Annotated in this window: 24 protein-coding genes and 1 pseudogene; 18 read left to right on the top strand and 7 right to left on the bottom strand. The window is 62.5% G+C overall.

Features of this window, described 5'->3' with window-relative positions:
• Positions 1-69: 69 nt before the first annotated feature.
• Both SAMIE_RS22890 and SAMIE_RS22885 read left to right on the top strand, forming a co-directional pair.
• Positions 70-324, top strand: a complete 255-nt coding sequence (locus SAMIE_RS22890; RefSeq protein ID WP_232037502.1) for a hypothetical protein — start codon at positions 70-72, stop codon at positions 322-324.
• Between the two features lie 63 nt (positions 325-387).
• Entirely contained in the window at positions 388-864 is a 477-nt protein-coding gene (locus tag SAMIE_RS22885) for an MgtC/SapB family protein (RefSeq protein WP_066703180.1), read from the top strand.
• Between the two features lie 87 nt (positions 865-951).
• Here the strand turns inward: SAMIE_RS22885 and SAMIE_RS22880 are convergent, their stop codons facing one another.
• Positions 952-1,974 (bottom strand): phosphatase PAP2 family protein, encoded by a 1,023-nt coding sequence (locus SAMIE_RS22880; protein ID WP_083952611.1) that lies wholly within the window; start codon positions 1,972-1,974, stop codon positions 952-954.
• Between the two features lie 260 nt (positions 1,975-2,234).
• The gene (locus SAMIE_RS22875; RefSeq protein WP_066703174.1) at positions 2,235-2,837 is read right to left on the bottom strand and encodes a c-type cytochrome; all 603 of its coding nucleotides are present in this window, start codon (positions 2,835-2,837) and stop codon (positions 2,235-2,237) included.
• Positions 2,838-3,193: 356 nt separating this feature from the next.
• Here SAMIE_RS22875 and SAMIE_RS22870 point away from each other — a divergent pair, with 356 nt between their 5' ends.
• From SAMIE_RS22870 to SAMIE_RS22825, 10 genes and pseudogenes are all read left to right on the top strand, one after another.
• Positions 3,194-4,186 (top strand): MlaA family lipoprotein, encoded by a 993-nt coding sequence (locus SAMIE_RS22870; RefSeq protein WP_083952610.1) that lies wholly within the window; start codon positions 3,194-3,196, stop codon positions 4,184-4,186.
• Positions 4,187-4,224: 38 nt separating this feature from the next.
• Positions 4,225-4,914 carry a CDP-alcohol phosphatidyltransferase family protein gene (locus SAMIE_RS22865; RefSeq protein WP_066703165.1) on the top strand — a complete coding sequence of 230 codons (690 nt, stop codon included), beginning with the start codon at positions 4,225-4,227 and terminating at the stop codon, positions 4,912-4,914.
• A gap of 298 nt (positions 4,915-5,212) precedes the next feature.
• Positions 5,213-7,411 carry a TonB-dependent receptor gene (locus tag SAMIE_RS22860; protein ID WP_066703163.1) on the top strand — a complete coding sequence of 733 codons (2,199 nt, stop codon included), beginning with the start codon at positions 5,213-5,215 and terminating at the stop codon, positions 7,409-7,411.
• Between the two features lie 8 nt (positions 7,412-7,419).
• Entirely contained in the window at positions 7,420-8,034 is a 615-nt protein-coding gene (locus tag SAMIE_RS22855) for a type IV toxin-antitoxin system AbiEi family antitoxin domain-containing protein (RefSeq protein ID WP_066703161.1), read from the top strand.
• Positions 8,035-8,038: 4 nt separating this feature from the next.
• The gene (locus tag SAMIE_RS22850) at positions 8,039-8,770 is read left to right on the top strand and encodes an energy transducer TonB (RefSeq protein WP_066703158.1); all 732 of its coding nucleotides are present in this window, start codon (positions 8,039-8,041) and stop codon (positions 8,768-8,770) included.
• Between the two features lie 164 nt (positions 8,771-8,934).
• A pseudogene (locus SAMIE_RS24195) lies at positions 8,935-9,113 on the top strand (DDE-type integrase/transposase/recombinase); the annotation flags it as partial.
• 419 nt (positions 9,114-9,532) lie between these two features.
• The gene (locus SAMIE_RS22840) at positions 9,533-9,985 is read left to right on the top strand and encodes a GNAT family N-acetyltransferase (protein ID WP_066703155.1); all 453 of its coding nucleotides are present in this window, start codon (positions 9,533-9,535) and stop codon (positions 9,983-9,985) included.
• Positions 9,986-10,001: 16 nt separating this feature from the next.
• On the top strand, positions 10,002-10,436 hold the full coding sequence (locus SAMIE_RS22835) for a hypothetical protein (RefSeq protein ID WP_126516974.1): 435 nt from the start codon (positions 10,002-10,004) through the stop codon (positions 10,434-10,436).
• Positions 10,437-10,602: 166 nt separating this feature from the next.
• The gene (gene fliE, locus SAMIE_RS22830) at positions 10,603-10,956 is read left to right on the top strand and encodes a flagellar hook-basal body complex protein FliE (RefSeq protein WP_066703150.1); all 354 of its coding nucleotides are present in this window, start codon (positions 10,603-10,605) and stop codon (positions 10,954-10,956) included.
• 315 nt (positions 10,957-11,271) lie between these two features.
• Positions 11,272-11,826: a YgjV family protein gene (locus SAMIE_RS22825; RefSeq protein ID WP_083952608.1), complete on the top strand. Its 555-nt coding sequence runs from the start codon at positions 11,272-11,274 to the stop codon at positions 11,824-11,826.
• Positions 11,827-12,057: 231 nt separating this feature from the next.
• Here SAMIE_RS22825 and SAMIE_RS23940 read toward each other — a convergent pair whose 3' ends face one another.
• The 3 genes from SAMIE_RS23940 to traA form a co-directional block, all read right to left on the bottom strand.
• Entirely contained in the window at positions 12,058-12,642 is a 585-nt protein-coding gene (locus SAMIE_RS23940; RefSeq protein ID WP_083952614.1) for a Tn3 family transposase, read from the bottom strand.
• A gap of 269 nt (positions 12,643-12,911) precedes the next feature.
• The gene (locus SAMIE_RS22815; protein WP_066703147.1) at positions 12,912-13,610 is read right to left on the bottom strand and encodes a DUF6118 family protein; all 699 of its coding nucleotides are present in this window, start codon (positions 13,608-13,610) and stop codon (positions 12,912-12,914) included.
• A 26-nt stretch (positions 13,611-13,636) separates the two neighbouring features.
• On the bottom strand, positions 13,637-16,798 hold the full coding sequence (traA, locus tag SAMIE_RS22810) for a Ti-type conjugative transfer relaxase TraA (RefSeq protein WP_066703141.1): 3,162 nt from the start codon (positions 16,796-16,798) through the stop codon (positions 13,637-13,639).
• 172 nt (positions 16,799-16,970) lie between these two features.
• On the opposite strand from traA, the gene SAMIE_RS22805 reads away from it, so the two are divergent.
• From SAMIE_RS22805 to SAMIE_RS22780, 6 genes are all read left to right on the top strand, one after another.
• Positions 16,971-17,273, top strand: coding sequence for a conjugal transfer protein TraD (locus tag SAMIE_RS22805; protein WP_066703139.1), 303 nt, complete (start codon positions 16,971-16,973; stop codon positions 17,271-17,273).
• A gap of 37 nt (positions 17,274-17,310) precedes the next feature.
• Positions 17,311-17,529, top strand: a complete 219-nt coding sequence (locus tag SAMIE_RS22800; RefSeq protein ID WP_066703137.1) for a conjugal transfer protein TraD — start codon at positions 17,311-17,313, stop codon at positions 17,527-17,529.
• Positions 17,526-17,807, top strand: a complete 282-nt coding sequence (locus tag SAMIE_RS22795; protein ID WP_066703136.1) for a hypothetical protein — start codon at positions 17,526-17,528, stop codon at positions 17,805-17,807. The genes SAMIE_RS22800 and SAMIE_RS22795 overlap by 4 nt, the downstream gene beginning before the upstream one ends.
• Before the next feature lie 2 nt (positions 17,808-17,809).
• On the top strand, positions 17,810-19,468 hold the full coding sequence (locus SAMIE_RS22790) for a type IV secretory system conjugative DNA transfer family protein (RefSeq protein ID WP_066703133.1): 1,659 nt from the start codon (positions 17,810-17,812) through the stop codon (positions 19,466-19,468).
• Between the two features lie 1,186 nt (positions 19,469-20,654).
• A complete protein-coding gene (locus SAMIE_RS22785; RefSeq protein WP_066703130.1) occupies positions 20,655-21,530 on the top strand; it encodes a replication initiation protein in 876 nt (291 codons plus the stop codon).
• A gap of 50 nt (positions 21,531-21,580) precedes the next feature.
• On the top strand, positions 21,581-22,003 hold the full coding sequence (locus tag SAMIE_RS22780) for an SgcJ/EcaC family oxidoreductase (RefSeq protein WP_126516973.1): 423 nt from the start codon (positions 21,581-21,583) through the stop codon (positions 22,001-22,003).
• 16 nt (positions 22,004-22,019) lie between these two features.
• Here SAMIE_RS22780 and SAMIE_RS22775 read toward each other — a convergent pair whose 3' ends face one another.
• Both SAMIE_RS22775 and SAMIE_RS22770 read right to left on the bottom strand, forming a co-directional pair.
• Positions 22,020-22,298 (bottom strand): hypothetical protein, encoded by a 279-nt coding sequence (locus tag SAMIE_RS22775; protein ID WP_066703233.1) that lies wholly within the window; start codon positions 22,296-22,298, stop codon positions 22,020-22,022.
• Between the two features lie 17 nt (positions 22,299-22,315).
• Positions 22,316-22,957, bottom strand: coding sequence for an AAA family ATPase (locus SAMIE_RS22770; RefSeq protein ID WP_066703227.1), 642 nt, complete (start codon positions 22,955-22,957; stop codon positions 22,316-22,318).

The raw sequence follows: 22,957 nt of genomic DNA, 5'->3' as shown, positions 1-22,957 counted from the left end.
CAGTTACGTCAACGGGAGAGGAAATTGAAGCTTGGATTGCGCCGACGATCGATTGCGCATGGTCGAAGTGTGGCCTCGACCAGCGCCCTGGGGAGGCGCCGGTTTCTATGGCATTATCACCCTTGCCGCCCCGCTCAACGCCGCAATCCACTGCTCGTCACTCATCCGATCAAGGTGTTGTTCTGGAGCGCGGTCATCAACGGCATCGTCTCCATGCCGATCATGGTCGCGCCGATGGTCGTGGTGTCCCGCCGCAGCGGCATGGGACAGTTCACCGCGCCCAAAAGCTTCTTTTTCTCGGATAAGCTACAACGGCCGTCATAGCGGCCACCGCAGGTGCGTTGATCGTTATTCAATTTCTATAAGTGGTGAGAGATCGGGGCGTTGATGACGGAATTCGCAACAGGCGATGCACCATGGTGGGTCGACATCGGCCGTATAAGTCTGGCTGCCCTGCTCGGGGCCATTATAGGATGGCAGCGCGAACATCGCGGCCGCGAGGCCGGCATCCGCACCTATATGGCCACCTCGTTGGGTGCATGCGCATTCGGGCTGATTTCCGGCGCCATCGGCGATGGCGGCCGGATATCCGCCGGCATCGTCACAGGGATCGGATTCATAGGCGCGGGGATCATCTTACGTGATTCCGGACGCGTGACCGGTCTTACAACCGCCGCTACACTCTGGGCATCCGCTGCGGTCGGCCTCAGTACCGCCTACGGCATCTACCATATCGCCGTCATGACAGCGGTTCTGCTCCTGCTGATCCTCGAACTCCATCGCATGCCAGGCTGGACGCGACTATCGCACCGCTCGCGCCAACACGCCCAACAAAGCACAATCCAGAAGGATATCTCGGAATGATACAGCGGAGTCGGCGATGGCCCATTCAGCCGGCCAATCAAGCTTCTTCCCTAACATTTCCGCCATAGGGTGCGGAGAATCTGGATTCTATTCAGCGCTGCTGATTGTCGATTGCGCTGTTTTCCATCGCTGCGGACGGCTAGCCAGACGGGGGCTAAAACGGCGAGCGGCCAGTTGCGTGATCGCAAGAGCAGCGAGCGCGACCGCAGCCCCAGCGATCAGGTCAACAAGATAGTGCGTTCCTTCGACCGGCGTCGCAAGCAGCATCGCCGCGTTGAGAATGGTGACCGGCCACCGCAGAGGCCTCAGCGGCCACGCCGCTGCGATGTAGAGCAGAGCGCTCGCCGCATGGAAGCTGGGAGCGGCGACCAGCCCACGTAGCGCCCCCAAGTCGATGGGCTTTGCCGCATGGCTTCTGAGCGCGGGGATGAGATCGGCCTGGTACAGCGCGCTCTCTGGCACATAGGGCAGCGGTCCATGCCAGAGGAAAGCGAGCGGCCCCTTCGCGGGAACGTGGAAGAACAACAGCAGCGTAAGAAACGCAGCCAGCCAGAAAGATAGGATGAACTGGCGCGCCTCAGCCCTGCGAGCGCTCCAGGCGTAGTAAGCGAACAACACTGCGGGGGTAAAAAATATGCTTTGATAAGCCGCTCGCTCAGGCCACTGGATAGCCGGGTGCTCCACCACGAAGCGATACCATGCCAGCCAGTCGAAACGCAGAAAATGGTCCACGCGCTCAAGCGCTGAGTCGGCGAAGCCCGTACTGATCGCCGCCACAGGATAGGCCGCCAGGGCGCCGATCACGCAGATGCTTATGAAGAGCCCATAATATTCGGCGGCGTCCCGCCATACCCGCTGCTGTCTCGATAGCGGTTGCCGGAATCGGAAACGGATCGTAACGGTTCCGGAGAATGCGAGCACGATGAAGATACCGAGCCTCGCATCGACCTGCACGGCGATTCTCAATCGCACCATCATCACGACGACTGCGACAAGACTGAAGCCTACGGCGCCGAGAAGCCAGCTAAGCGGGATCGTCTTGGGCGCGAGGTGCCAGTTGCGACCGCTGTGGCAGCTTCCATCGGGCAAGCGAGCGCGTTCATTGTCCATGGCGGGGAAGTGCGCGCGCTCGGCCAGTAACGGCTTGGGCTAGGCCTGCCTGCGCTGGCGAGTCGCCGAGCACGCCGGAGTAATACCAACGCCGCGTCGCCAGGGTCCGCACCAGCGTGCAGCCGCAAGCACGACAGACCGCCCGCTGCACGCCGCTCTCGTCATCCTCAATTCGGTGGGGACGATGATCGCCGTCGGCACAGGCGATGCGTGGCGACTGCTCCGTCATGGCCGTTGCCTCGGGTCGCATGTTGTCGTCTTCACTTCGCGCCGGGCTTGGCCGCCATGCCGGGCATATCTTTCATCATCTCATCGTGGTCGGCAGGCGCGGTCGCGATGATACGCTTATATTCTTCCGCCGGCATTCCAGGGAGCTTCCTGACAAACGCGACCATGTCCCAGATCAGCGGATCGGGATGGGTGCGACCCCAGGCCGGCATCGCGCTCAACTTCACACCGTGCTTGATGATCCAGAATTGTTCGGCCGGGCTCAGGCGCTGCCCGTCACGGGCAAGTTCGGGCGCTTGCGGGTAGAGTCCCTGGCTCATCTCGCTGCGCTCGACTCCCGGCCCGAGATGGCACCCTGAGCACATCTCGGTGTAGAGGCCCGCGCCGGTCGAGATCCGTGTCGCGCTGCCCAGGTCGGCCGGGACCGCGATACCGCGCGCCCGCGCGGCGATCGACTGGTTACGGAGCTTTTCGAGCACCCAATAGACGGGTTTGCTATGCGGGTCGTCGCCTGCGATATTGTATATTCCCGCATAGATGAAAATGCCGGTGAAGACCGCTAGCAGCGCGGCGGCAATGCCCACGAACGTCGCGCTGGGCAGATGCCGACGGGTATCAATATTCAAGCCTGCCATTGCGCTCCCTCCTGATCGACGTGGCACCTGCCACAACCCGCGCTTGCTGCTCAGCGACCCTCTAATAGAGATACGCAGCGAACACCGTTTGCCCTCACGCCGTCGAGCGAATGGATACGCGGGCTTAAGCGCAGGTGGGCGAAAAGGGCCTGATCCGTTTACAAAGTGTCCGTATCGAGATGCCTGTCCATACCGCGTCCAGCTGTCTTTTAGACACGCCGCGCGACCCCGTCCGGAATCCCTCGGTTTTGGGCGGAGCTGATTGCTCGATCTCCTGTCGCCTCTCAAAAAAAACACGCAACCCAAGGGCAACACTGTCCTGCTGCGTAAACTAGGTAGAGCGGAGAGGTTCCACGATGCGATTTGCAAACCGGACGACAACGATCGTTTTGAGCCCGTTCGCATTGGTCGTCGGTTCCGCTGCCGTTGCGCAAGACGGCCAGCCTTTGCCGGTGGTAGATTTTCCCGTGGAAGCGGCTTCTTCTCCGCAGGCGGCGGACCGAAAAGACGCAAGGCCGCTACTGGCGCCCAACGCAGTCATGATTAGCGGTTTGACGGTCGCAGCTCTTCCATCCGCAATCGAATCACCTCTTGATCTTCCAACAGGCGAGGTGCCGCAGGAGATCGATCCTCTCCCTGGCGACCAAAGCGATATTGTTGTCAAAGCGCGACCTCGCTCCGCCCCCGGTGATCCGCTCCAAGCGGTCAACGTGCAAACTTATGCCGCTACCCAGGCTGTCGACAAAGCGGTCGTGGCACCCGTGGCCTTGACTTACCAGAAAGTGCTGCCGGATCCGCTCCGGGCGGGTATCCGCAACTTCTTCAACAATCTGTCCGAGCCCGTCAGCTTCCTGAATTTCATGCTGCAGATCAAACCGGGCAGGGCGGCAGAAACCGTCGCCCGCTTCGCGGTAAATACGACGGTCGGTGTGGGTGGCGTCATCGATGTTGCCCGACGAAAGCCGTTCAGGCTTCCGCGACGGCCGAACGGCTTTGCCAACACATTAGGCTTTTATGGTGTGAAGCCCGGGCCGTTTCTCTTCCTGCCGCTGATCGGCCCCACGACTGTCCGTGATCTGGTGGGGTTGAGTATCGATCGCATGGTGCTCCCATCAACGATCGGCGCGCCATTCAACCAACCCACCTACACGGCCCCGGCCACTATCGTCGGCTCGCTCGATTACCGAGCTGAATTCGATACGCAACTGCAAGCCTTCAAAGACTCGCCTGATCCCTATGCAGCTTCCCGGGCTCATTATCTTGCGGGTCGTCAGGCTGAGATCGACGCTCTGCGCGGACGTGTCCCTTCGCAGCCGATCGATCGGCGAACCCTACCTGTGTTGCCCTGATGGACGAGAAAGCACCAACGACCCACAGCAGGAATGACATGACCAACCGGCCGAAACGAATTCAAGAAAACCTGCTTGCCGGTCCCGAACGGCGGCTGCTGACCTGGCTATGCGCCCGCATGCCGCGCTGGATGACACCTGATATCCTTACCGCCACAGGCCTGGCCGGCGCGGCCCTGACTGGCATCGGTTACGCGGCCAGCAACAGCAACCCGTTCTGGCTCATCCTCGCGATCGCCGGCTTTGTGGTGCAGTGGTTCGGTGACTCGATGGACGGGAGCCTAGCGAGGTTCCGCAGCATCGAGCGGCCATCATATGGCTATTTCGTCGATCATAGTTGCGATGGCCTGACCATTCTCTTCATCATGGTCGGCATGGGCGCCAGCCCGTACGTCACGATGTCGATCGCCCTGTTCGCCCTTGCTGGATACCTGCTGCTGGCGATCCATACATTTCTGATCGCTCACGTCATCCACGAATTTCCTCTTTCGCACTTCAACATTGGCCCGACAGAACTAAGGATAATATTAATTATATTATCTCTTTCTATGCTTCTCACAAAGAATATGGCCAGTCCTCCCTCGGCTCGAATATATTTTGATGTCTTTGTAGTATTTTGTGCAGGAATTATGGTATTCTTATTCGTGACCAGGACTTGGTCAGTGAGCCGTAAGCTTGCGGCTTCGGATATGGTATATGGTTCTGCTGCCAATTTCGACCGTCCATAACCATTCGGTTCGGTTCCGGATAGCGCGTTTGCAACAGAGCCACCACGACGTTGATCGTCCCATCCGGCTATAGCCGCACCAAGCCGCCGCCGAGCAGCCACAGCGGAATGGCGGTGAGGCTGCTCGGCGCCTGTCGCGAGTGAACAGGGAAAAACACCAACGCAAGAGCGCCCAGACGCTGCTCACCGGCGGCCGACGAGCGCTACACCAACTTGACGGGCGGCCCCTGGCCGTCCATAGCGCCAATCGCAAATATGCAATTGGTTCGCATTAGCTATTACCTGCCAGGGGGGAATTAATGAAATCCGGTATCCTCACACGCGTTTCGCTGGGCTCGCTTTCGGTCGCACTGATTGCTGCGGCTTCGCCGGCGCTGGCACAAACGCAGGACAAACCGACCGAGCTGGGGGGCGTGACCGTGACCGATACGGTCATCGACGATCAGGAAGCCGAAACCTCCTACAAGGTGTCGCGCAGCATCGGCGCAATGCGCACCGACACGCCGCTTATCGATGTGCCGCAGAGCGTGACAGTCGTGTCGGCCAAGCAAATCAACGATCAGGCGGCGAACAGCATCGGCGACGCGATCCGCTATGTCCCAGGCGTCTTTTCGGCGCAAGGTGAAGGCAACCGCGAAACGCTGGTGTTCCGCGGTAACTCCACTACCGGCGATTTCTTCGTCGATGGCATCCGCGACGATGTGCAGACTTATCGCGATCTCTATAACATCGAGCGGTTGGAGGTCTTCAAGGGACCAAATGCGATGGTCTTCGGCCGCGGCGGCGTCGGCGGTCTCATCAACCGCGTCACCAAGGTCGCGGACTGGACACCGCATCGCGCCTTCCGGCTCGAAGGCGGCAGCTTCGAGCATAAGCGTGCGCAGTTCGATCTCGGGACGCCGCTCAGCGATGCGATCGCCGTGCGCCTGACCGGCGTCTATCAGGATAGCGGCAGCTACCGCGATGGCGTCAACTACAACCGCTGGGGCTTCAATCCGACCGTCACGTTCAAACTCGGCGAGGCAACGACGATCACCGCTGGCTACGAGCATTTCAAGGACGATCGCATCGCCGACCGTGGCGTCCCGGCGCGCCCCGGCGCATCCACGACCAGTATCGGCGGGCCCCTCGACACGCCGCGCGGGCAGTTCTTTGGTGATCCGGCCGGCAGCCCGACCTACACCAATACCGATGCCGGGACCCTCTACATCGAGCACCGCTTCAGCGAGGCCGTGACGCTGCGAAACCGCACCCGCTACGCGGATTATGCCAAGCTATACCGCAATGTTTTTCCCGGCGCCGTGAACGCTGCCGGCACCAGCGTCTCCATATCGGCTTACGACAATGCGATGCAGCGGCGAAACCTGATCAACCAGACCGACCTCAATGCTGAATTCTCGACTGGGTCGATCAAGCATACCCTGCTCGTCGGCGCTGAACTGGGTCGCCAGGAGACCGAGAATTTCCGTCGGGAGGGCTTCTTCCCCGCGAGTCCGACGGATTTGGTTGGAACGTCATCCATTACCGTTCCGATCGCCGCCTCCAACATTCGCCGACCCGACGTGATCTACCGCCCCGCCGCCACCAGCGGCAACAACGCCGGCGTGCTGAAGGTCGCTGCCGGCTATGTTCAGGACCAGATCGAACTGTCGCCGATGTTCCAGGTCATCCTCGGGGTCCGATACGAGTATCTCAACACCAAGGTGACCGACCGCCGGCCCGCAGCATTCGTGCCGGCGACCCAGCAGCGCGAATTCGATGTGACCGACAATCTGTGGTCGCCGCGTGCGGCGCTGATTTTCAAGCCGGCCGAGAATGCATCGATCTATGCTGCCTATTCGCGGACCTATCTGCCCCGCGGCGGCGATCAGTTCACCAGTCTGTCGGTTTCCAACCAGAACCTGGCACCCGAGAGGTATCAAAATTACGAAATCGGCGCGAAGTGGGACATCAATCCCGGCTTCAACGTCACGGCCGCCGTGTTCCGGCTTGATCGCAGCAATGTACTTGCGCTGAGTGATCCGAACAATGCGGCCTCGCCGACCATCCCGGTCGGCCGCCAGCGCAGCGAAGGCGTCGAGTTGAGCGCGCAGGGGACAATCACCGACCAGTTGAGCGTTGTCGGCGCCTACACCTATTCCGACGCCAGGTTCCTGGACACCGTGTCGGGCACCGTGCGCGCCGGTAACCAGCTCGCCAATGTGCCCAAGCACAGCGGATCGATCTGGACGCGCTTCAATCCTGGCGGCGGACTGAGCGGTGCGATCGGCGTTATCCGCCAAGGCCGCCGGTTTGCAGGCACCGACAACATCGTCGCGATGCCCGGCTACACCCGCGTCGATGCAGCCGCCTTCTACGACGTCAGCGAGAACCTCAGCGTGCAAGTCAATATCGAGAACCTGCTCAACGAACGCTACTTCCTTTACGCGAACAGCAACAACAACATCACGCCTGGATCGCCGAGAGCGTTCAGGATCAGCCTTAACGCCCGGTTCTGACACTGGTCATGCGCGTGTTCAGCCTTGCCCGGCTCACCTCGCGCGAACGCTATGTGATCGGCCTCCTGCGGGGGGCCGATCCTGGGTCGGCGTCCGGCGGACTACTTGCTCTCTTTGATCGGCTTCGCACGACCGCCGGCGAGCTTGGGTTTCGGCCGGGACCGCTTACAGGCGCCTATGCAAGCCGGCAGGAGCTATGCCTGCTTGGCTGCATCGCCGCGATGCAACGCGAGAATCCCGGCGTGCTCCTGAAGATCAGTGGGGCAATCCGTACGCCCACGCTTGCCTGCGCACGCCGCTTGGCATTTGAGGGCGTGCACCTCAATCACGCGTCGATCTCCCGCCTCTCGGGCATGATCGACGCCTGCAAGGAACTGTCTGTTTCGACCGCGCCGCTCTTGCAAGTCCGCCCTCGATCGCAGCGGCGGCCCTTGCCGCCGATGCCGGAAAGCCTACAGGAAAAGGCGCTCGCCTTCGTTTGCTCACGCGGTATCGCCTCGTCGCGCGATCTGGCCGCACTCGGCGTATCACGGCAGGTCGTCAGCCTGATGTTCAAGCAGGGACTGCTCGTGCGCGTGCGCACAGGTGTCTATCGCGCCGCTTCCGATTTAAAGCGTGGGTGAGGACGTGAAAGTCGTCGACTATGGACCAGGCGAGACTCATCGGGACATCGCGTATGAGGCGCAAAAGCCCTGGGGAGGCGAGGCGCCTGGCCGTTATCAGCCGAGCAGTCAGCTCCGCTGGATTTCGCTTAGCCTGATCGCTGTGATCCATGTCGCCGGATTTTATGCCTTGCAGCATTTGAACATAGATATTGCCAAACGGCTTCCGGCGCCGCCGCTGGTGGTCAATCTTCTTCCGCTCGATCCGCCGCCGCCCGAGCCGATCGCGCTGCCGACGCAGAAAATGGTCGAAAAGGCTCCCAAGCCCCAGCAGGTTGTCGCTCCGCCTCCACTCGTCGCGACGCCGACGGCGCCCACGACGATCCAGATGACCCCGAAAACCGAACCGGAACCGCCCGCGCCGGTCAAGACAGAGGAGACAAAGTCGCCACCGTCACGAGCAACGAACACCCTGGTCAACCTCAACACGCGGCTGCTGTCAGCCGAGCCGCCTCGCTATCCAATAGAATCCCGGCGCCGACGCGAGACCGGGACTGTCATCCTCATGGTCGTTGTCGATGAGGAAGGGAGGGTGAGCGCCATATCGGTCGCGGCAAGCAGCGGCGCCGATCGCCTCGACAAAGCTGCGCTCAATGCTGTTCGCCGCTGGCGATGGTCGCCGACGATGATCGACGGGCGACCTAGCCAGGTACGAGGCCTCGTCCGCATACCGTTTGAACTAAAGGACCGCCAGTGAGCCTGTAATTGTTGCGCCGCATGCGGTCACCATCGGCGAAGCGATCGATCGGCTTTCCGTTCCAGACGAAAGTCCACAGGCAAAAAGCTGTCGCGCCGCCATCAATTTGATTCGATCGTGTAGCGCCGACTTCTTCGCCTTTCCGCCTGCTCGCGGCACGCCTTTACCGCCTTGCGATTGCCGAGTTGGAGCGGGAGGGCGTCTGCCCCGTCCACGTTGACCACCGCCGCGCCAAGTATCTCAAACAACCGGATCGAGACGGACAACGAGCGGCTTAAACGGCTGATCCTGCCGCTCCTGGGTCAAGTCGACGCCGACCGCTTACGCCACCATCAAGGGTTTTCGAGGTCATGGGAGCTGAAGGTCGGCCAGACCGGCTTCCATCAGGCACCCTGCCCCAGATGGCACCGTGCATCAGCGCTCAATCTTTCTTGAATGTCGTTAACCATCCTCTAAAGGCTTGGTGTTATTGTCGCCAGAGCGTCGTCTAATTCGGGAAATTCCCATGTCGCTTTACGAAGTTACGGCCATCAGGAGCACCATCCTGGCGCGGAGCAACGCGCTCCAGAATGTTGCTAGCGTGGGTCTGGCCGCTATTAGCAACGAGGCGAAGCCGGGGCCCGCTTCGCTGTTGCGATGATAGAGGCACTCGTTAGAACTACGGGTTCCGCTCCAAATGGCGGGCAGGCCGCATTCGCAGTGTCCCATGCCAAATCCGGATATATGTGCCCACAAAAACATCATGGGCTTGGCCCTTTGACAATGCTGGAAAGAGTCTGGTCAGAGGAGCCGGTTGTTGTCGAGCTACCTGAGGCCATTCCCTCGTTTGAAGCCTATCCAGATCGGCGCGGCAGCATGTTCGCCGCCGTCAGCGGTTTCTGCAAATTCGGCGCGATCTATGTCGGGGAGATCGTCGATGACCCAGGCTGCACCTTCGCCTCCTTCGAGCTTGCCGTACACGAGGAGTGGCGAAATCAGGGCTGGGGTACCCGCCTCGTTTCTCGTGCCGAGGCGTGGGCTGCGTCGTCAGGGTTCAGCGGCATGATGATCAGTGTTCAGCCGGACAACGCCGCCGCCTTGGCGCTTTACCGGCGGTTGGCTTACCGCCTGACCTGGTATGAGCGGAATAGGAATCAAAGCGCCGGATCGATGCACGTCCTCGTTAAGACGCTGTATCCTGCCTCGCCAACGAAATCACGCTATCGACATGCTTAGAGTCGTACTCGCAACAGTGCCAGTCCTTCTTGCCGTTGCGCCGGGATATACCGCGCAAGCTCAATCAGTCAGTGCCGCGCCTGCGAAAACGGCGAAGAGCGCCACCACCTTCATCTCCGACATGCTTGCACGCGGCCCTGCCGAAGTAAAACCCTGGCCCGGCTTTGTCCGGCTGTCGGCCGTGACTGCCGTCAGCTTCAAGCAGTCGTGCCAGATGGTGCTCGCACTCAATGACAAAAGCAGTCACCTTGTCGATCTCAGCCGCGCTCTGTCCATCCGGCCCTCGTTCTCAACGAACGGCCCTCAATCCTATGTTGAGATCACAGGCGGGATGACCGCTTTCCGGGGGGTGGATATCTACGTAGGGGACAATGCCTCGGTGCGCCGGGTCGGAGAAGCCTTGGAATTTCTGAGAGCTTCCTGCGACAAGAACAGCGCCACGGGGTTTTAAGCCCGCGGACGCAATTGGTTATGTACATCGACCAGCGTGGGCCCAACACCTCGCACTGCGCTTCTCACTTCAGCACGCACTGGCCCTGATATTGATATGGTTAACCAATATTTAAAGTAGCAGGGTTAAGCCGGATGCGAGCGATCGTTTACGTGGACCACGAGCAATGAGCGATTTATCGGTTGCGAATATAATGGCGATGCGCGCCACTATGCTTGACCGCAACGCATCGCTGCGGGGCCTGCTTCCTGCAACGTCCCGTTCGAGCCCCACGGACAGCGAGATCGGTGCAAAGCCACTTAGCGGCTTCGCCTCTACCCTTCAAACTGCTATTCAGAACGTCAATACCACGCTCGAGCAGGAAGACGTTGCAACCGAAGCCTATGAACGTGGTGAAACGACCGACATCGCTACCGTGGCTCTCCTACAAGCTCGATCTAGCGTGAATTTTGAAGCGACACTTCAGGTTCGTAACAAGCTGCTAACTGCCTACAACGATATTATGAACATGCAAATTTAATATCCCACAATATGTTGACCGGATAATTTGTGCTTGAACATTTTTCATTTTCTATATGTCCGACCGCTGCGACGCTCCGATCCACGAATCTGCTCTTGTTCATTGTGAGTTTCGAAGGTGCGTCTGAGAGATAGCCCCATTTGGTCAATGACAGACTGTGGAACAGGGTTGGATTTAAGAAGAACGCCGACTTTAGTATATTTTGGTCTCATATATTAAATTCATATTAACCCTGTTCGTTCAATCTTGGCGCATGGAAAATCCAAGCGCCAGAGTTATTACCGACAAGAGTAAGGCTGGCAACAGGGGGCGGTCATGATCGCCGGCGCCGTCGGGGGCGTTGCTCTACTGTGTGTCTTAGGCTGGCCCTTCTTTACAGATTATCGCACCGTGGTGAAAATCCAGAGCGTAGGCGCCGCCGCTTTCGCGCTCTATTTCCTGATGCTTGGCTCGCCAACGGCCGCCATTGCCTGCCTGATTTCATGCACGCAGCTCATTATCTCGGCATCGATTCCTGATCGCTATATCATCGTCAGGCTTTATGGCGCGAGCCTTATTCTTCTCGCTTTTCTGGCCATAATAACATGGCACGGTCCGCCTTCTGTATTCGCGTTCGTAGGCAGCTTGTTGGGAAGCGTAGCGCGGCTTCAGAAATCGACGGCGCGCATGAAAGGCTTTTTTCTTGTCGGAGCACCGTTTTGGCTCGCTCATAACCTGATAGTCGGCGCCACCTTTGCGCTAGGGACCGATATTGTCTCATTGTCCTCGAACTTGGTGAGTCTGTTTAAATCCTCGATGCGCCGGCGGAAAGAATTGGCGTCTCGGGAATTGTGCCGAACCCGTGGAACCAGCGCTATCGTTACGATTTAAGTGAGGCCTCAATTGCTGCTGACGCTCCGGCAGGCCCCTCGATCTTGCCTGTTTTTTGAAATGGCCAACAAGCAGCGAAGGGCAAGTAGATGCTCCCTTCTTGTTCTCCCTTAGCGTTGTCTGGCGTACCTTCCACGCTATGCCATCATGATCGGGGGGGGGGCGATGCACGCGGAAAACGGGCCACTTTGGCCTGTTTCCATTAGGGGGTGTGCGGGAGGGGGCGAAATCCTACGCTAAGGATTTTGGCCATCGATACTCGCCGGTGAGATTGATGTGCTCCCATCCCAGCGGCGAGACATGGGCAAGGAGATGACGCGGGACGGCAGCTCCATCAGCGGCTCGACTGCTGACGACATCACCGAGCTTCATCGTGTTCCAGAAGATGATGATGGCCGCCAGCAGATTCATGCCAGCGATGCGACAATGCTGGCCTTCGCCCGAGCGATCCCGGATTTCACCGCGCCGATGGAAGCTGATGGCGCGCTTCAGGGCATGATGGGCTTCGCCTTTGTTGAGGCCGATCTGGGCCTGGCGCTGCAAACCGGCGTCGAGAATCCAGTCGATCATGAACAAGGTTCGTTCGACACGGCCGACTTCCCGAAGGGCAAGCGCCAATTCGTTCTGGCGAGGATACCCGTCACGCAAGAATGCGCCGTCGGTGCCAAATCCCCGAATCTTCAGGGTGTCGCCAAAGAAAGCGCCGTTGGTCTGGGTGATACCGCTGACATTGCGGAGTACCTCGGTCAGCGATTGCACTTGCTGGTCCAGCAGCACCTGTGCCGGAACCACGTTCACGATTTGCGGCACCTTCATGATTGGCGCGTCGGTTTTGGTGGCACTCACGGCGCTATCCACCGCGTAAGGCTGCTCGCGCTTGCCGGTCACGATGATCGTGTCAACCTCGGTCAGACGCTGCGACGATCGCCCTTCCTGCGCCAGCACCGGAGTAGAAACAATCATGAGCGGCAAGAGCGCCGCGCCAGTAGCAAATTTCATTATTCAACCCCGAAGACACACGATCCCCGGGCTCCCCGGAGTTGGGACCAGAATGTTCTAGCTATTGCAAGTCATTCTTAATAGAATTAGAACTTCTGTGGTTTCACCTCGATCGTGCAGCGCACCGGCTTTTTCGCCTTCTCGGCCTGCTCGCGGCACGCTTGCACCGCCTCGCGGTTGCCATCGGCGAGCGGCGAGGCCGCGACGATCAACCCCCAGCTCTCGGGCGCGGCCGTCTGCATCAACCGTTGCCCCGCATCCCATAGCGACGGCTCGCCAAGCGTCCGCGTCGCCATGCGCTCGGGCCAGCGCCAACTATCCGGGGTCACGCGGGCGATGGGGTCGGCGAGGACCGCATAGAGCAACAGCCCCAGCGCCAGGCCGCCGCCACCGGCGATATACAGCCAGCGATTTTGTTCGTCGCCGCGCCGCGCGGACGCGACCATGTTTTGCAGGTCGAAGGTCGCGGACGACAAGGCCGATTTCGCGGATTGGACCTGATCCCGCAGTTCGCGGGTGGCCTCTGCGACGGAGGCGTTTAAACGGCCTCCCATATTCTCCGGGGTGAGCGTCATGGCGGGGCTTTTCCGCACACCGTCGATCTGCTGCGCCAGGATACCCAGCACCTTTTCGGTGCGCTCAAGCGTCGGCTCGTAATCGGGAATGTCGATGGACTCGCGCGCCCTGGTCAGCGCCTCGACCGCATGGCGTAGCAACGACACCTCGCCACGCAATCGCTCGAACGCCAGCGCCGGGTCGTTGCGCTCCTGGCTATCCTCATCCATCGTTCTTTTCTCCTTACCGGCCCGTCCTATCGACTAAGGCCGCGATCACGGCCAATCCCCAAATCCTGCGTCAACTGGCGGCCCAAATCGCCCCGGCCCATGTCACGGCTGCGATTCATGCCCATTTCAAGCCCCAGCTCGCGGGTGCGGTCGCGCAGGATCGATTCCACCTGGGGGTCGCGCTCAAGGCTTTTCGCCATGCCCGCCATTTCCTTGCCCGCCTTCTCGCGCCCCGCCATGTCGCCGGCGCGATAAAGGCGGTCGCGCTCCTGTTTCAGCCCCTGCCAGCGCTCCACGAACCGATCGGCGCGCAGGTTAGGATCGGCCCGCACGCGCGCCTCCTGCGCCATCGCCGCGACCATCGGGCCGCTGCGCCCCGCCGCCGCCTCGCGCAGCAAGCCGGGATCGCGCTGCATCGCCGACGCCATATCGCGCGAGGCTCCCGGCCTGATCTGGTCCAGCGCCTCGGTCGCGCGCTCGAGCGCAACCTTCTGATGCTCGAGAACAGGCCCGCCCGAGGCGCGCGCCTGCAACACCGCCTCGGCCGAACGCGAAGCGCGCTCGACCGCACGCCGGAAATCATGGGTATGGCCCTGCTCGGCCCGCGCGGGAACATCCTTCGTCGGCGCCGGCGTGCGCTGGGGCAGTTTCAGCCCGTCGAACATGCCCCGCTTGGGAGCCGCCTTCTCCTTCGCGGCGTCCTTCGTGTCCGGCGCGGGTTCGGCCGCCTTCGCCGGCTCGGCCGACAGCTTCAAGCCATCGAACATACCGCGCCGCGGCTGTCGCTCGGCCGCGGCCTTCGTCTCGCCAGCGCCGCGGCCCTCGCCGATCTCGCGCGTGCGTGGATCTTCGCCCATCTGGCGCATGGTGCCCGCGCGCGGGCCAAGAAGCTCCACGCCCTTGCGCTCGGGCGCATCCGCAACGCGGATCTCGCCCGACAGGCCGCGCCGGTCGCCAAAAGCGCGAATCTCCGCGTCGCGATCACGGCTATCAGGAGCATGGTCATAATCCGACGCCATATCCTTGGCCCGCTCGCGCCCCAGCGTGCGGGTGAGCGATGCCAAATCGGCGAAGTCGTCGCGGCCGTAATGGAGCTGCACCCCGTCGCGGTGCCGCGACAGCGCCACATAGGCCGAATGGCGGTCCATCCCCGGTGTTGCCAGCACATGCGCCTGATCGACCGTCACGCCCTGCGATTTGTGGATGGTGGCGGCATAGCCATGATCGACATGGGCATAGTCCTTGAGGTCGAACGCGACCGATCGGCCATCGTCAAGGCGAACGGCCATGCTATCGGGCGACACGCGCTCGATCCGCCCCAGCGTGCCGTTCTTCACCCCAAGCCCGCGCTCGTTCTTGAGGAACATGATGCGGTCGCCCTGGGCGAACTCCCGCGCGCCCCGCTCGGCCGACACCCGCACGTCGGCCCCCAGCTCGCCGGCGTCGCGCAGCCGATCGCGCGCGGCCAGGTTCAAATCGCGCACCTCGGCATTGGTATGGGTGAGGATGATCCGGGTCTGATCCGGATCGGCGACGCGCTGCGCGTCCCAGCGGTCCACAAGGTCGCTGCGGGCCTGCTCGCGCGTCTCGGCCGCGTGGACCATGCCATGCCGCTCATAGGCATGGACCGCCTCGCCGGTCCTGCCGGTAGCGAGCGCCCTGGTCGCCTCCTTCTGCCAGTCCTCATGCTGCCGGCGAACCTCGTTGATCTCGGCCGCGCCGTGGCGCTCAGCAAGCGCGCGGAACGCCGCGCCGGCCTCGATCGCCTGCAACTGCTCGGCGTCGCCGACAAGGACCACCTTGGCCCCTGCCCGCTCGGCTTCCGATAGCACCCGCTCCATCTGGCGCGTGCCGATCATGCCGGCCTCGTCGATCACCAGCACGTCGCGCGGCCCCAGCAGCTCGCGGCCTTGGTTCCACTGATATTCCATGCTGGCGATCGTGCGCGAGGCGATGCCCGATCCGCCCTCAAGCCCCTCGGCCGCGATCCCCGACAGCGCCGCGCCGCGCACCTGATAGCCCGCCCGCTCCCATTCGTCGCGCGCGACTCCCAACATGGCCGATTTGCCGGTGCCGGCATAGCCGACGACGATTGCAAGGTCGTTCTGCCCGGTGATATGCGCCAGCGCGTCCTGCTGCTGGTCCCCCAGCACCAGGCCCCCACTCCCGGCAGCGTCCAGCCCCCTTTGCAGCGACGCTGCCGGGAGACCATGCCCCGTCCGCTCGCCAAGCCGATCACCGGCACGCTCCAACCGCTGCTCCGTCTCGATCATGTCGCGCGAGGTAAAGCGATCCTCGCCGCGCCCGTCCTTCCCCAGCGCCACCAGCTCGGGCGAGGCCCGCACCGCGCCCATCACCTGGTCGAACTGGTCCTTGCCGTCGCTGTGCCGAAAGGCGAACTGCGCGAGGTTGCGCCGCGTGAACGTGGCCTGCTGCCGGGTGATCGCGTCGAGCGCGATTTGCGGATTGGCGATGATCTTCTCGCCATTCTCCCGCGCGATCCGGGCATGGTCCTCGACCCGCTCGGCCTCAAGCCCCTGTTCGGGCATCCGCGACGCCGCCGGCCCGATCTTGTGCTGCGGCTCAAGCTCGATGCCCTGCGCCTGCAACGTGCGATGATCTATGCGGGCATCAATATCCAGCTCGGCAAGCCGCTCGTTGACATGATCGGCCCACGCCTCGCGCCACCCCTGCAAGAGCTGCGTGCTGTTCCACTCGCGCACCTTCGCCCCGAAGCCCTCGGGCCTCACTTCGCGCATCGCCAGCATGACATGCGCGTGCGGCTTCGGTTGCCCGTCCTTGCCCATGTCCCAATGCACATTGAGGTCCGCGACCATGCCGCGTTCGACGAACTGCTTTTCGACAAACTCGCGGGCGAGCTGCACCCCCTGCTGCTGGTTCAGCTCGCGCGGAATCGAGAACTCGACCTCGCGCGCCAACTGCGCGTCCTTGCGCTTCTCTCCCGCCTCGACCTCGTTCCACAACGTCGCGCGATCGTTTAAACGCTCCGGCGCGCCTTCGGGCAGCATGATCTCCGAATGGACGACACCGGCCTTGTTCGAGAAATCATGGTCGCGCCCCAGCCGGTCATCGTGCAGCTCGGACGCCGAACGATAGGCCGCGCTCGCAACCGCGCTCGATCCGTTGGCGCGGCTGATGACCTTGGCCGAGAAATGGTAGATCGCCATGACGGCCGCTATACTGCCTTCTCAAGCGCACGTCGGCAACGACGTATAAGCGCGCACTCACACTCTCATCCGTTCGCGTGATTGACTTCGCCGCATTTCTTGCTTCGGGGCGTTCCTCGCGCGTGCGATCGTGCTAGGCTGCGGCTTTCATTTCGGGCGCGAGGGAGAGAATATGCGAAAGACGCGCGACTATGACGCGGAGCTGCGGGCGCTGGTTGACAAGGCCAAGGCGCTCAAGGCGCGCAAGGTCCAGCAGCTCGGCGAGCTGGTGACCGCGACCGGGGCCGATGCGCTCGATATCGAGACGCTGGCGGGTGCGCTCATCGCCGCTGTCGAAGCCAACGTCGAAGCAAAGGAGGTATGGCGCGCAAAGGGCGTCGCCTTCTTTCAAAGGCGTGGGCGCAAAGGTGGGCGCGGCGCTGCGAGCGACGACAGGGAGCCAAGCGAAGCTGGCGCAGGCGGTTCGCAGGGCTGAGGCCGGGCAGCGCCGCACCGATACGAGAGGATGGGTCGTGGCCCGACGCGAACGCACCCGCCATTTGATCGAGCTGGGCGGCCTGGTGCAAAAGGCGGGCCTCGTCGATCTCGCCGACGACGATCGCGCCACCCTCTACGGCGCGCTGCTCGAAGCGGCGGCGAAGGCGCGCGAGGATGGCAACGCGCTCGCACTCTGGAAGCGGCGCGGCCGTCGCGCGTTCGACGCGGAAGCGGAAGGGAAGGACGCACCATGACCACGCTCGATGTCGAGTCGATCCGCCGCCAGGTCCGCGCGCTCAAGTTCAGGCGCGGGAGCCTGGTCGAAGTCGCCCTATGGCGCGAGGACGATGCCGACGCGCGCGCCAATCTCGCGATCGAGGGCATGGCGCTGACGCCCGATGAGGAAGCCCTGTTCGACATGCTGCGCGATGAGGCCGTGCCCCCTCCCCTCGCCACCGCGATCGTTCTCAAGCTGCTCGACCATCCCGACGCCGATCCGGCGCTGGCCATCTCGCCGATCGGGAGGGCCTGACGATGGAGTGGCTGCGCCAGCTCGGCCGCGCGATCCGCAACCTCGCCCGCATATCGCGCCAGAATCCGATTTGGGCGATCACGGCGCTGACCCTCAGCCCGATCGCGCTCATCCGCCATCTGTTCCGGGTCGCGATCCTGTTCCTGATCGTCGGCATCGTGCTCGCCGGCGGCATGCAATTCATGCTGCACGCGCTGCTCGGCTTGCCCCGCGATTCCAACCTCTACCAAATCGTGATGATGCTCACCTTCCTGGTCATCATCCTCGCGGGCCTGCGCGCCCTCTTCCAACCGCTGATCCTCAAATATGGCGGCCCGGAAGGCGACGCCACCCACGGCTCGGCCCGCTTCGCCACCGACGCGGAAGCCCGGCCCCTGGCCCAAAGCGAGGGCCTGCTGATCGGCCGCGACCGCAAATCGGGCAAGCTGCTGCGCTACGCCGGCCCCGCCCATCTGCTGACGATCGCGCCGACGCGCACCGGCAAGGGCGTCGGCACCATCATTCCCAACCTCATCGACTATCCCGGCCCGGTCGTCTGCATCGACCCCAAGGGCGAGAACGCCCGCGTCACCGCCCGCCAGCGCGCCAGGTTCGGCCCGGTCCACGTCCTCGACCCGTTCGGCGTCACCGAGCTGCCCTCAGCCGCGTTCAACCCGCTCGATCGCCTCGACCCTGCCGGCCTCGATCTCGCCGACGACGCCATGACGCTCGCCGACGCGCTGGTCTATGACGCCCCCGGCGAGGCCGGCGAGGCGCATTGGAACGAGGAAGCCAAGGCGCTGATCGCAGGCATCATCCTGTCGATCGCCACGACCGAGCCGCCCGCGACGCGCACCCTCGCCACGCTGCGCGATCGGCTCACCCTGGCCCCGGCCGCCTTCGCGGCTATGCTCGAAACGATGCAGGCGCAAGGCGGCCTCGCCGCGCGCGCCGCCAACCGCCACCTGGGCAAGTCCGATCGCGAAGCCGCCGGCGTGCTGTCGGCCGCGCAGCGCCACACCCATTTTCTCGATTCCCCGCGCATGACAGCGGTGCTGGACCGCTCGGATTTTGCCTTCGCCGATCTGAAAGCCTCGCCGGCGAGCATCTACCTCGTCCTGCCGCCCGATCGCCTCGCCACCTATGCCCGCTGGCTGCGCCTGATGATCGCACAAGGATTGACCGATCTGGCCCGCGCCGGCGTGGCCCCTGCCCGTCCGGTGCTGTTCCTGCTCGATGAGTTCGCCGCGCTCGGGCGTCTCGATCCGGTCGAGCGCGCGATGGGCCTGATGGCGGGCTACGGCGTCCAACTCTGGCCGATCCTGCAGGACGTGCATCAGCTCCGCGCCACCTATGAACGCCGCGCCGGCACCTTCCTCTCCAACGCCGGCGTCCTTCAGGTGTTCGGGGTGAACGATCACGACAGCGCGAGGCTCGTCTCCGATCTGCTCGGCCAGGAGACGGTCGTGTTCGAGACGATGAGCCGCGCGCTCGATGCGGAGGAAACCGGCCTGTCGTTCGGAACCCAGCATGTGGGGCGCGCCCTGCTCACCCCCGATGAAGTCCGCGCCATGCCGGCGAACCTCGAATTGCTGTTCCTCGCCGGACAGCGGCCGATCATCGCGAGCAAGCTGCGCTACTATGCCGATCGAGAGTTCGCCGGGAAATTCGATCCCGCCTGAACGGTCCCCCAAAGCACGAAGTCACACACCGCGATCTTAAAGTGGGAATGTCGGACCCGTTGCAACAGCCGCTATCTTACGGATAGCATCTGTATAGCGTTTCGCTTACATTCGTGAAGCATCGTCCGCCCATCTTCATATTATGGCGCGCATTGGCGCGCCGCTGCGGGCCACCGGTGAGTTTTGGGGTATGGACTCACCGTTCGCTCTCAGAGCGGTGGGCATACCTCGACGATCTGTTATCGAGCGGACAAGGCAAAGGCGGCCAATGCGTGCGCGGCGGCGCTGATCCGTGCGGTAGCGGCCGGTTGGACCCGCCGCGTTAGCAGCCACGGCGGGTCCGGCCGCGATCGTGCCGTTGGGCCGATCCATAATAGCCGGTCTCGATTGTCCGCGCGACGGGTGATTGGCGAGGATCTAGCATTCAGAAAACAGGCCGCCTGGGAAGCCCGTAGAGCGGTATAGGCGGCTCGACCCTCTCAACCATGCCAAATGATCGAAATGCAGTTCAGCGGCCCGGAAATCGCGCCTGTGGCGACGTTTCCGCCTGCCCTGCCTCTCGGATGGATCGCCGCCCTATCCGCCTGGCTTTTCTGGAAAGCCAATTGCGACGGTGCCGGTGGCGTTGTGGTTGCGATAGAAGTGTAGTGTTTAAATCATCTTACTCTATCAAAAAGCGTGCCGGCGAAGCCGGCTCATCATGGGGATGCCGGGTGGGAGGATCGCTTTAGCGATCCGGGGCGGCCGAAGGCCGCGAGCCGGCGGGGCGAAGCCCCAAGAGGCGGTGCTTTTCTTGTTCTTCGGGTCGGCCTGGCCGCAAGCGCGGAGTTATCCACAGGCAGGGTTACCCCAAAACTCACTGTTCGCATTCTGATTCAAAGATTCTTCTTAGATTCAAGATTCAGGGGTGGGCAAACCCGCAGAAAACCAAGGAAAATGACCTCTAAAAGTGAGTGTTGGGGTCGAGTCGCGTGAGATTTGGGGTAGCCAAAAGTGAGCTTTGGGGTCGGTTACGGTGAGTGTTGGGGCAGAGTCGGGTGAGCTTTGGGGTATGCCCGATCGAGACGGTGAGTTTTGGGGTAGCCCCCTCAACTGGCGACCGGCGAGCTGGACGATTTGCATAACTCACCGTTCGTCACTAGGGTGAGCCGATGGAAAGAGTCTCCTCACCGTTGGAAGTGATCGCATGACGCAAGCTGCCTTGGCCGAAACTGCTCGAACATTGACGCAGCGCGGTCGCGGCAACCCGTTCGATCCCGCCAATTACGGCGAAATCGTCAAGCCTGGCGAGCTGGTCGATATCGTCGAGCTATCCCCCCTCACCCTCGCCGATCGGCGCATCTACAACCTGCTGATCGCCAATGCCTGGGATCGGATCGGCGAGCCGGTGATTCATCGCATCGCCAAATCGGCGCTTAAGGGCACGCACCAGGGCAATGAGCGCATCGAAAGCTCGCTGCTGCGCCTGATGGGCACGATCGCGATCGTCACCATCCGCAAGGGCAACAAGAGCTTCAAGCGCCGCGTCCAGCTCCTCGGCCCCAGCGACGAAAGCCTCGAAAAGGACGGCTTCCTGCATTACCGCATCCCCGAGGAGCTGATCGAGATACTGCGCAACAGCGAGGTTTATGCTCGGCTAAAGACGCAGGTGATGTATTGCTTCGAGTCGAAATATGCCCTGTGTCTCTATGAAATGATCGAGCGCCGTATCGGCCTCGAATACAAGCAATCCGAAGAGTTCACGATCGCCGAGCTGCGCGGCCTGCTCAACGTCCCCGATGGTAAGCTCGAACGCTTCGCCGATCTCAACAAATACTGCCTCAAGGTCGCGCAGGAGGAAATCAACAAGCTCTGCCCCTTCTATGTTGAGTTCACGCCGATCAAGAAGGGCCGCAAGGTCGAGCGCGTGTCGATGATGTGGCTGCCCAAAACGTCGAGCGGCCGGCGCGACGCGCAAAACCTGATAGACCAGCACAGCATCGTCCGCCGCGCCAAGCTGCGCGGCGGCATCCCCGAAATGCCGGTGCTGGTGGATTTCAGCCTGCCCGCCGCCGAACGGTGAGCCCCTACCCCAAAACTCACCGACGGCCAACCGCAACAGCGAGGAACCTCGTGACACATTTAGCCGAGCCAGAGGATGCGCCGGAAGCGTTCCAGTCCGCCTGGAACGCGCACGACATGGCCGCCTTCGGGCGCTTGTTTCACGATGACGCGGCCTTCGTGAATCGTTTCGGGCACTACGTGCGCGGCGTCGACGAAATCATCGATCTCCACCAACCCATCCATGAGACGATCTACCGGGATTCGACGCTTGAGAACGAACTGATCGACGCGACCCCCATCGGCCCGCCTGTCGCGATCGTTCACTTTTGGAGCCGCCTCCGCACCGGGCCAGCTCATCCGGCGGGCGCGCACGACGTGGATACGCTGATCCTGGCCGTGCTTGCATGTCGCGACGGCGCTTGGCGAATCCAGGCGCTCGAAAACGTCACTTTGACAAACCCGCGAACGGGAGAGCCGGTGCTGCGGCGCTGAGCCGATCGGGCGTGCCCTATCCCTCGCCGGCGTCGAGCGCGCGGCTGACGGTGAACTGTATCCAGGCGCTGCGGCTGATCCCGCGCCGCTTGGCGGCCGCATCGACCTTGGCGAGAAGCGCGCGATCGAAGCGCAGCATCACCGGCAACTTGCGCGGCTCGCCCCCCTCCCCCGCTTCCTCGGCCGCCGCGATCGGCACGGCCGCCAGCTTCGCCGCGCCGGCGATGAAGGCGTCGGCCGCCGCGTCGGCCGCCGGTGCCCTGGGCTTGCTGTTCGGTTTACGGGCGATAGCCATCGACATGCACTCCGCTATTATCGTGATATACAAACGGCCGCGATTAGCGCCGTCAGCTCGTCGATCGCCTTGGGATCGCGCGGGCTCTGCTCAAGGATCGCCCTGCCCTCGGCCGCCGCGTTCGGGAACGCCTTGCGCCGCACGATCGACGTAGGCAGCACCTCGATCCCCTCGATATCGCCGATCATCTCCAAGGCGGCCTCATTGTCGGCCCCTTGCGCGTCGGCGCCGTTGAGTATGGCGACGGCGCGCAGCCCGTCGTTGATTTCGCGCGCCTCGGCGACCAGCGCGGCGACTTGATCCAAGGCCCACACGTCGAAGCTGCGCGGCTGCACCGGGACCAAGAGCGTATCGGCGACGGTGAGCGCGGCGCGCAGCGAGCCGGTGTCGCGACCGCCCACGTCGATGATGATGTCGTCATATTTGCCGGCGAGCTGGCGAACCTGGCTGCGCAGCGCCGCGCCGGTGAGCGCGACGGCGGTATAGCCGGCCTCGCCCAATCGCTCGGTGCGGAGCTGGGTGAAGGTGAGGGCGGTGCCCTGCTCGTCGCCATCGACCAGCAACAGGTCGCGGCCGGCGAGCGCCAGCGCGACCGCGAGATTGACGGCGAGCGTGGTCTTGCCGACGCCGCCCTTGGTGTTTCCGACTGCCAATATCAT

The sequence above is a fragment of the Sphingobium amiense genome (assembly GCF_003967075.1).
Lineage (GTDB): Bacteria > Pseudomonadota > Alphaproteobacteria > Sphingomonadales > Sphingomonadaceae > Sphingobium > Sphingobium amiense.
This window is presented reverse-complemented; position numbering and strand designations above follow the sequence as displayed.